At 71.2% G+C, this 9,108-nt stretch carries 6 protein-coding genes; 1 reads left to right on the top strand and 5 read right to left on the bottom strand.

All coding sequences use genetic code 11. From position 1 onward, the window contains the following. From CCN39_RS44725 to CCN39_RS44710, 4 genes are all read right to left on the bottom strand, one after another. The coding region (locus tag CCN39_RS44725; RefSeq protein WP_143264401.1) for an MFS transporter at positions 1-666 on the bottom strand (666 nt) is incomplete at its 3' end. Between the two features lie 10 nt (positions 667-676). Further along, positions 677-1,957, bottom strand: coding sequence for a galactosyltransferase-related protein (locus CCN39_RS44720; protein WP_086852904.1), 1,281 nt, complete (start codon positions 1,955-1,957; stop codon positions 677-679). Between the two features lie 10 nt (positions 1,958-1,967). Further along, positions 1,968-3,878 carry an alpha/beta fold hydrolase gene (locus CCN39_RS44715; protein WP_086852902.1) on the bottom strand — a complete coding sequence of 637 codons (1,911 nt, stop codon included), beginning with the start codon at positions 3,876-3,878 and terminating at the stop codon, positions 1,968-1,970. Between the two features lie 262 nt (positions 3,879-4,140). After that, positions 4,141-7,854, bottom strand: coding sequence for a multifunctional oxoglutarate decarboxylase/oxoglutarate dehydrogenase thiamine pyrophosphate-binding subunit/dihydrolipoyllysine-residue succinyltransferase subunit (locus CCN39_RS44710; RefSeq protein ID WP_086852900.1), 3,714 nt, complete (start codon positions 7,852-7,854; stop codon positions 4,141-4,143). A gap of 258 nt (positions 7,855-8,112) precedes the next feature. Here CCN39_RS44710 and CCN39_RS44705 point away from each other — a divergent pair, with 258 nt between their 5' ends. Beyond that, positions 8,113-8,385, top strand: a complete 273-nt coding sequence (locus CCN39_RS44705) for a hypothetical protein (RefSeq protein ID WP_086852898.1) — start codon at positions 8,113-8,115, stop codon at positions 8,383-8,385. Here the strand turns inward: CCN39_RS44705 and CCN39_RS44700 are convergent. Continuing rightward, positions 8,382-8,987 carry a DUF4291 domain-containing protein gene (locus CCN39_RS44700; protein ID WP_086852906.1) on the bottom strand — a complete coding sequence of 202 codons (606 nt, stop codon included), beginning with the start codon at positions 8,985-8,987 and terminating at the stop codon, positions 8,382-8,384. The genes CCN39_RS44705 and CCN39_RS44700 overlap by 4 nt on opposite strands. Between the last annotated feature and the right edge of the window lie 121 nt (positions 8,988-9,108).

The raw sequence follows: 9,108 nt of genomic DNA, 5'->3' as shown, positions 1-9,108 counted from the left end.
GCACAACGCGGCCGCGGCGCCGAGACCGCCGAGCACCACCACCGCGCGGGTCCACCCGGACAGCAGCCCGGTCCGCGCCCGTTTCCCCGGCTCGCGCCGCGGCGTGGCCTGCCGCTCGGGCAGCGCGTGCCGCCCGGCGACCAGCGCGAGCACGCACAGCACGGCGGCCACGGCGGTGAAGTGCACGCCGAGCGGCACCCCGGCCCGGATCGCGGCGACCGCGCCGAGCGACCCGGTCAGCGCGCCGGCGCCCCACACCGCGTGCAGGCTGCTGAGGAACGGTCGCCGGCCGGCTCGTTCCAGCTCGACCCCCTGCGCGTTCATGGCCACGTCGAGCAGGCCGGCCACCAGGCCCCACACCAGCATCGCGGCCGCCGCGGCGACCGCGCCGGGGGAGATCGCGACGAGCGCCGGGAACCACGGCACGACCGCCGCGGTCAGCCGGACGACCGCCCGGCTGCTCAGGTACGCCGACAGGTGACCGGCGACCTGCATCGCGACGATCACGCCGACGGTCTGGGCCAGCAGCACCGCGCCCAGCTCGGCGAAGTCGAGGTGCAGGGCGGTGCGCAGTTCCGGAACGCGCGCGAACCACGTCCCGAGCAGGACCCCGACGACGAAGAAGACGCCCGCGACGGCCACCCGGTGGCGGCGCAGCCGGGGCATCGGCGTGACGCTACTCATCGGTGCCGGTGGCCCGCGCCGGGTGGTCGAGCCCGCCATAGCCCTGCGCGCCGGTCCACGTGCCGACCGGCACGTGCGCGTTGAACGGCTGCCCGTCCTCGCGCCGCATCGCCGGCCGCCGGTGCGCGAGGTGGACGAACACGTCGTCGAACTGCAGCACCGACCCGGCCGAGGCGATGCGGTAGAGCATGTCCTCGTCCTCGCCGCCCCAGCCGCGGTAGCGCTCGTCGAACCCGCCGACCCGTTCGTACAGCTCCGGCCTCGTCCACAGGCAGGCGCCGGGCACGTCGCGCAGCAGCAGGCCACGGGCGCCGCCGAGCGGCACGTCGGCGCAGCCGCGGCCACAGCGTTCCTCGATCAGGTGATCGCTGGCCGGGGCGTCCAGCGACAGCATCTCGGTGTGCGGCAGGTGCGCGTCGTGGCCGTGCTCGGCGAACCGGGCGTGGTTGCGCGCCAGGAAGTCGCGGTCGACGAGGATGTCGGCGTCGAGCAGGCACAGCGTGCGGGCGGCGCCGAGGGTGTGGCGGACCCCGGCGTTGAAGGTCCACGACTTGTTGAACAGGCCGTGGCCGGTGACGTGCACGTAGTGGTCCACGAGCGGTTCGATCCGGCCGCGCCAGCGCGGACGGTCGTCGAACTCCACGACGGTCACCCGGTAGTGCGACGCCGGCATCGTCTGGTCGCGCAACGCCAGCAGGCAGGCCATCAGGTTGCGGATCCGGCCCGCGCCGTCGCGGTCGGAGATCGGGACGACCACGAGCACCTCGTCACCGCGGCCGTCCGGTCGCGTCGCCGCCCGGTCGGCGAGCCCGGTCAGCCGTTCGAGGTCGGCGTTGCGCGCGTCGGGGGCGTAGCCCGGGCCGCGGAAGTAGTTGATGTAGACGTTGTCGTCGGCGACGTCGGCCCGGCCGCGCAGTTCCTCGGCGAGCGCGGGGTCTTCGTCGAGGAGCACCCGCACCTGCGCCGCCAGCGCGCGCTCGGCGTCGGCGTCGGTGGGGTGCGCGGCCAGTCGCCGGTAGGCGAGGTCGCCGCCCAGCCGGTCGGCTACCGGGCCGGCGACGGCGCGGTAGAAGCGTTCGCTGTGCATCCAGTAGTCGGCGGCGACGTCGGGCACGGCCGGGTCGAGCGTGAGGACCACGTAACCGGTCACCCGCGTGGCGAGGTCCCCGGTGGCCGGGACGGCTCGCCGGTAGGCCGAGGCCGCCGCGAACGTCCCGCTGCCCCTCCGCGTCGGCTGGACGCGCATCGGGTTGGCCGCCCGCAGTTCGCACATCGGGCTGCAGTCACAGGGATGTGGTTGCACGGGAAATTCGCCCTTCGTCGTCCGAGGTGTGCCGAAGCAGGGCCGGAACCACGTCCGGCCAGTCCTGGCGGGCCAGCTCGTGCCCCGCGCCGGCGAGGATCCGCACGGTGGCCCCGGGAATCGCCGCCGCGAGCGCGTGGGCGTGGGCGACCGGGTGGATCGGGTCTTCGGCGCCGTGGATCACCAGCGTCGGCGCGGTGATCCGGCCGAGCAGCGGCCGCCACGGCGAGCCGTGGTCGAGGTAGGCGTGGTTGCCCGCGGATTCGAGCCGCCCGCCCGCGCGGTCGAACACCCGGCCCGCGACCCGCCGGCCGGCGTGCTCGTCGATCGCCCGGGCCGGCCCGGCGAGCGGGCGCGCCGCGGCCACCAGGTGCCCGGCCACGGAATCGCGGTCGGTCCAGTCCGGCGGTTCGACGTCGGCCAGCTCGGTCAGCACCCGCAGGGCGGGCGGCGGCAGGTCGGGACCGGCCACGCCCTCGCCGGGGCTGGTGGCCACCAGCGTCAGCGAGGCGACACGCTCCGGCTCGGCCAGGGCGGCGACCTGCGCGATCATGCCGCCCAGCGAGATCCCCACGACGTGGGCGCGGGCGACGCCGAGCGCGCCGAGCACGCCGAGTGCGTCGGCCGCCAGGTCCCGCAGCCCGTAGGGCGGCTCGCCCGGCGGATAGCTCGTGGAGCGGCCGGTGTCGCGGTGGTCGTAGCGGATCACGTACCGGGAACCGCCGGCGAGCAGCTCGCAGAATTCGGCGTCCCACGCCAGCATCGACGCCGACGCCCCGGCCACCAGGAGGATCGCGGGATCGTTCGGGTCCCCGAAGGTCTGCACGCCGAGCTCGACACCGTTCGCCCGCACGATCCGGTCGCGGGACGGCACGTCGACGACCGGCGGCAGGTCGTCGACCAGGTCCTGGAAGAGCGCGGCGTAGGCGGCCCGCTCCGCCTGCATGCTGTGCGTGCGCCGCACGTACGCCTGTCCCCGCCGCCACAGCCGCCGGGCGAGCACCGCGTCGTCGAGCAGGCGCCGCACCTGCGCGCGCAGGCCGTCGGCGTCGGCGAACACCAGCCCGGTGACCTCGTCCTCGACCAGGCACGTGTTGCCGGGGATGTCCCGGACGACGACCGGGCAGCCGACGTCCATCGCCTCGAGCAGCGCGTTCGGGCTGCACTCCGACGTCGAGGTGTTGAGCACCGCGGTCGCCTCGCGCATGGCGGCGTGCAGGTCGTCGCGGGGCAGCGTGCCGACGTAGCGCACCGCCGGGCTCGACCCGCACCGCCGTCGTAAGAGCGCCTCGAAGTCCTCGTCGTAGGACACCCCGGCGATGACGAGCAGGACGCGGTGGTCCTCGGCGTGCAGCTGCTTGACGCAGTCGATGGCGAACAGCGGGTCCTTGACCGGCCGCAGCCCCGAGGGCAGGAGCAGCAGCTTCGCGTTCTGGCCGACGCCGAGCGCCCGGCGCAGCGAGTAGGCCGACGGCGTGGTGCGCACGCCTTGCGGGATGACCCGCACCTTGTCCGCGACCTGCGGCCACAGCGTGCGGCAGCGCCGGGCGAAGTCGTCGTTGAACGCGACCAGCCCCGCGGCCCGCTCGACGGCCTTGGTCATCAGCGCGTGGAACACCGGCTCGAGGGTGTATTCGTTGAGGTCGGTGCCGCCCAGCGCCAGCACGTACGGCAGGCCCGTTTCGAGGAACGTGCTGCCGCTGAGGAGGGCGTGCGTGCCGACCAGCGCGAGAACGCGGTGTTCTTCGGCGACCGCGGTCAGCTCGGCCGCGTCGGCGGGTGGCACGAGCAGAACGGAATAGCCGCTCGCGGACAAATGCGCGGCGATCCGCCGGGTCGTCGTGTCACCGCCACTTGCCGCCGGGCTGTGGAGCAGGGCTAACAGGTTCATTGCACCAACTTCGGCCGCCGGATTCCGATGCTCGGGAAAAAACGCTTCGAGTCAAGGAAATCTTGGCGGCACAGCGGCCCGCCGGACGTCTCCTGGATTGCCCTGGAATGGTGATCAGAACGGGGATGATCATTTGTTTGTGAACTTGGCGTGACAATTTCCGGTGCCGCGGCCGCCGCGCCGGCTAATCGGGCCCGAAAACCGGAAAGGCCACCTCGGCGCGGACTCCGCGCCGAGGTGGCCTCTCCGGACCGTCAAGCGATCAGTCGAACGCCTTCGCGATCAGCGCCTTCTGCTCGACCTCGTGCACCTTCGACGAACCCGCCGACGGCGCCGCCATCGGACGGCGCGAGACGACCTGCAGGCCCGAGAGGACCTCCGGGAACTTCCGGGGCAGGTTCAGGCCGAAGAACGGCCACGCACCCTGGTTCTCCGGCTCCTCCTGGACCCACGCGACCTGCGACGCGTTCGTGTAGCGCTCCAGCGCCGCCAGCAGCTTCTTCTTCGGCAGCGGGTAGTACTGCTCGATCCGGACGATCGCGACGTCGTCGGCTTCGCGCTTCGTGCGCTCCGCCACGAGCTCCCAGTACAGCTTCCCGGAGGTCAGCAGCACCTTGCGGATCTTCGCCGGGTCCGGCGTGACGTCGTCGATGACGGACATGAACCGGCTCTCGCCGGTGAAGTCCTCGACCGCCGACGTCGCCGCCTTGTTGCGCAGCATCGACTTCGGCGTGAAGACGACCAGCGGACGCTGGATGCCGTCGAGGGCGTGGCGGCGCAGCAGGTGGAAGTAGTTCGCCGGGGTGGACGGGACCGCCACCGTCATCGAGCCCTCCGCGCACAGCGAGAGGAAGCGCTCGATGCGGCCGGACGTGTGGTCCGGACCCTGGCCCTCGTGGCCGTGCGGCAGCAGCAGCACGACGTCCGAGCGCTGGCCCCACTTGGCCTCGCCCGAGGAGATGTACTCGTCGATGACGGTCTGGGCGCCGTTGACGAAGTCGCCGAACTGCGCCTCCCACATCACCAGCGCCTCGGAGTTCGCCACCGAGTAGCCGTACTCGAAGCCGACGGCCGCGTACTCCGACAGCGCGGAGTCGTAGATCATCACGCGGCCCTGGCCGTCGGCCAGGTTCTGCAGCGGCGCGTACTCCTGGCCGGTCTTGCGGTCGATGAAGACCGAGTGCCGCTGGGTGAACGTGCCGCGGCGCGAGTCCTGGCCGGACAGCCGGACCAGCCGGCCCTCCATCGCCAGCGACCCGAACGCCAGCAGCTCGCCGAACGCCCAGTCGATGTCGCCTTCGCGCGACATCTTGTGACGGCGCTCCATCACCGGCTTGACGCGCGGGTGCGGCGTGAAGCCCTCGGGCACCTGGACGAACGCGTCGCCGATGCGCTCGATGACCTCGTTCGACACCGACGTCTTCACCTTGGCCGGGACCTGCTGCTCCTCCTCGACGGAGGGGCTGGCCTTCGCGGGGTGCTTCTCCAGCTCGCGGACCTCGTTGAAGACGTGCTCCAGCTGGCTCGAGAAGTCGCGCAGCGCGGCCTCGGCCTCCTCGACGGAGATGTCGCCGCGGCCGATCAGCGACTCGGTGTAGGTCTTCCGCGTCGAGCGCTTGGTGTCGATGATGTCGTACATCGCCGGCTGCGTCATCGACGGGTCGTCGCCCTCGTTGTGCCCGCGGCGGCGGTAGCAGATGAGGTCGATGACGACGTCCTTGTGGAACGCCTGCCGGTACTCGACGGCCAGCTTGGCCACCCAGTGCGCGGCCTCGGGGTCGTCGCCGTTCACGTGGAAGATCGGCGAGCCGATCATCTTCGCGACGTCGGTGGCGTACTGCGACGAGCGCGAGTGCTCCGGCGCGGTCGTGAAGCCGACCTGGTTGTTGACGATGACGTGCACGGTGCCGCCGGTGCGGTAACCGCGCAGCAGCGCCAGGTTCAGCGTCTCGGCCACAACGCCCTGGCCCGCGAAGGCCGCGTCGCCGTGCATCAGGACCGGCAGCACGGTGTAGCCCTCGCCGCCCTTGTCCAGGAGGTCCTGCTTCGCGCGGACGATGCCCTCGAGCACCGGGTCCACGGTCTCCAGGTGCGACGGGTTCGCCGTCAGCGACACCTTGGTCTCGCCGTCGCCGAACATCCGGAAGTACTTGCCCTCGGCACCGAGGTGGTACTTCACGTCACCGGAGCCGTGCGCCTGGCCCGGGTCGAGGTTGCCCTCGAACTCCTGGAAGATCTGGCTGATCGGCTTGCCGACGATGTTGGCCAGCACGTTCAGGCGGCCGCGGTGCGGCATGCCGATGACGACCTCGTCGAGCTCGTGCTCGGCGGCCTTGTCCAGCAGCGTGTCGAGCAGCGGGATCGCCGTCTCGCCGCCTTCGAGGGAGAACCGCTTCTGGCCGACGTACTTCGTCTGCAGGAACGTCTCGAACGCCTCGGCGGCGTTCAGCTTCGAGAGCACGTACTTCTGGACCGCGGGGTCCGGCTTCTCGTGCGGGATCTCGACGCGCTCCTGGATCCAGCGGCGCTCCTCGGGGTCGAGGATGTGCGTGTACTCGATGCCGACCGTGCGGCAGTACGAGTTGCGCAGCACGCCCAGGATGTCGCGCAGCTTCATCCGCTCCTGGCCGGCGAAGCCGCCGACCGGGAACTCGCGGTCGAGGTCCCAGAGCGTCAGGCCGTGGGACAGGACGTCCAGGTCGGCGTGGCTGCGCTGGCGGTAGTTCAGCGGGTCCGTGTCGGCCATCAGGTGGCCGCGCATCCGGAACGCGTCGATCAGCTCGATCACGCGGGCGGTCTTGTCGACCGGGCCGTCCGGGATGTCGGCGACCCAGCGGATCGGCTCGTACGGCAGGCGCAGGCTGGTGAAGACGTCGTCGTAGAAGCCGTCCTCGCCGAGCAGCAGCTCGTGGATGCGCTTGAGGAACTCGCCCGACTCCGCGCCCTGGATGATGCGGTGGTCGTAGGTCGAGGTCAGCGTCATGATCTTGCTGATGCCGAGGTCGACCAGGGTCTTCTCGCTGGTGCCCTCGAACGCGGCCGGGTACTGCATGGCGCCGACGCCGATGATGGCGCCCTGGCCGGCCTGCAGGCGCGGCACCGAGTGGTTGGTGCCGATGCCGCCCGGGTTGGTCAGCGAGATCGTGGTGCCGGAGAAGTCGTCCGCGGTGAGCTTGTTGTTGCGGGCCTTCTTGACGATCTCCTCGTAGGCCTGCCAGAACTGCAGGAACGACATGTCCTCGACGCCCTTGATCGAGGCGACGACGAGGTTGCGCGAGCCGTCCTTGCCCTTCATGTCGATCGCGAGCCCGAAGTTGACGTGCTCCGGCGTGACCGCGAACGGCTTCCCGTCGATCAGCTGGTAGTGCCGGTTCATGTTCGGGAAGTTCTTCAGCGCCCGCACCATGGCGTAGCCGATGAGGTGCGTGAAGGAGATCTTGCCGCCGCGCGTGCGCTTGAGGTGGTTGTTGATGACGATGCGGTTGTCCGCCATCAGCTTCGCCGGGACCGCGCGCACGCTGGTCGCGGTGGGGACGCTCAGCGAGGCGTCCATGTTCTTGGCGATGGCCGCCGCGGCGCCGCGCAGCTGCTTCGACTCCGGCTCTTCCTTCTTCGCGTCGGCCTTGGGCTCGGCCTTCGCGGCCGGCTTCGCCGGGGCCGCCTTCGCCGGGGCTGCCTTCGCGGGGGCCGGCTTGGCGGCCGGCGTGGGGGCCGACTGCTTGGCCGCCGAGTCCGCGTTCCGCACCGCCTTGGCCGAGGGCTGCGTGGCCTGGCCGTTGGTGGCGGGCTTGGCGTCGGCCTGCTGCTGCCGGGCGGTGTCCGCCTTGGCCTGCGCGTTCTGCGTCGGCTTGAAGTCCGCGAAGAAGTCGTGCCATGCGGCATCGACTGAGGAAGGGTCGGCGAGGAACTGGTCGTACATCTCTTCGACCAGCCACTCGTTGGGGCCGAACTGTGACGCAGGGCTGCTGCTGGACACGGCTGGGGCTCGCCTCTATCCGTCTCGATCTCGATCTTGAATCCGCTGATGCGCCTACCAGGCTAACCCCCTCGGTGACCGCGATGTGATGGAACCGGCCTGTGTGAGGCGTGGCGCACTAGGGTATCGGTCACTGACTCGATCAAGATGTGCTAAGGGAACCTTAAGCGCTGGACCCGGTACAGGGTTCCCGCGCTCTTGCCGCCCGGTTCGCCCGGTGGCTCACGGACGTTCACCGCGGCGGGTTCCACTGGGCCCATGTGGCTGGTCGAATGTCCCTCGTTCTGGGACCAGGGCCTGGTGCGGCCGCTGGTCACCGAGTCCGGCGCGGTCGTCCTCCGCTGCGACTCGTGCGCGGCCGTCTGGCCGACGCCGGCCGACTTCGAGGAGATGGCCTGGGTCGAGCCCGACGAGCCGGATTGGCTGGTCGGGGCCGGGATCCACGTCCGGCCGGGCACGGTCCGGTGGGCCACGCGCCGGGACGTCGAGGCGGCCGGGATGGGCGGGTTGAGCTGGCGGGCGCTGCCTTAGGGCGTCGCGCCGACGGCCCGGGCGAGCTCTTCGGGCAGCTCGTACGGCGGCTCGTGGGGGACGAGCTTGACGGCCAGGTGGAGCTGGTCGGTGGCGAGGAGGCCGGCGATGTCGCGCATCACAGGTGTGACATCGGTGATGGCGGTGATCCACTCGTCGACGTAGTGGTCGACGGCCTCGCCGCCGAGGCCGACCTGGATGGCGCGGAAGTTCAGCGCGGTGTGGTCGAGGTCTCGCTCCGGATCCCACTGGATGCGGACCGGGCTGGTCTTGAGCTGCTGCTTCCAGTCGGCCGTGTCCTGGTCACGGCGCGGTTTGCTGAGCGCGGCGTGGGCGAGGGCCCACTCGAAGCCGTCGCGGGTGATGTCGATCGCGAGGATGCGCTCCTGGCCCGGCTTGCGCCCGTAGCCGCAGCGGTAGGCCATCCACCGGAACGACGGCTTGATCCACGTCATCCGGTCCCGCTTGAACGGCGCGACGAAGGTCTGCTTCTCGAGCGCGGCGTCGGCGATCGCGGGCGAGTAGGCCTGGTAGACGCGGACGGTCGTCTCGGTCTGCACGGCCCGGATCTGCCGGTCGGGAACCCGCTTCTCTTCGAACATGCCCGCCATGCTCCCAGCACCACCCCCACCCGGCCACGGACTTTCGTCCGCAAGCACCCATCCCCCGTGCTTGGGGCCGGAACTCGCGTGCTTGGGGACGTATCTCGCGTGATTGAAGCCG

This window comes from Amycolatopsis kentuckyensis (assembly GCF_002155975.1).
In the GTDB taxonomy this organism is placed as follows: Bacteria; Actinomycetota; Actinomycetes; order Mycobacteriales; family Pseudonocardiaceae; genus Amycolatopsis; species Amycolatopsis kentuckyensis.
Note: the sequence above shows the minus strand (reverse complement) of the source record. Positions and strands in the feature narration are given on the sequence as shown.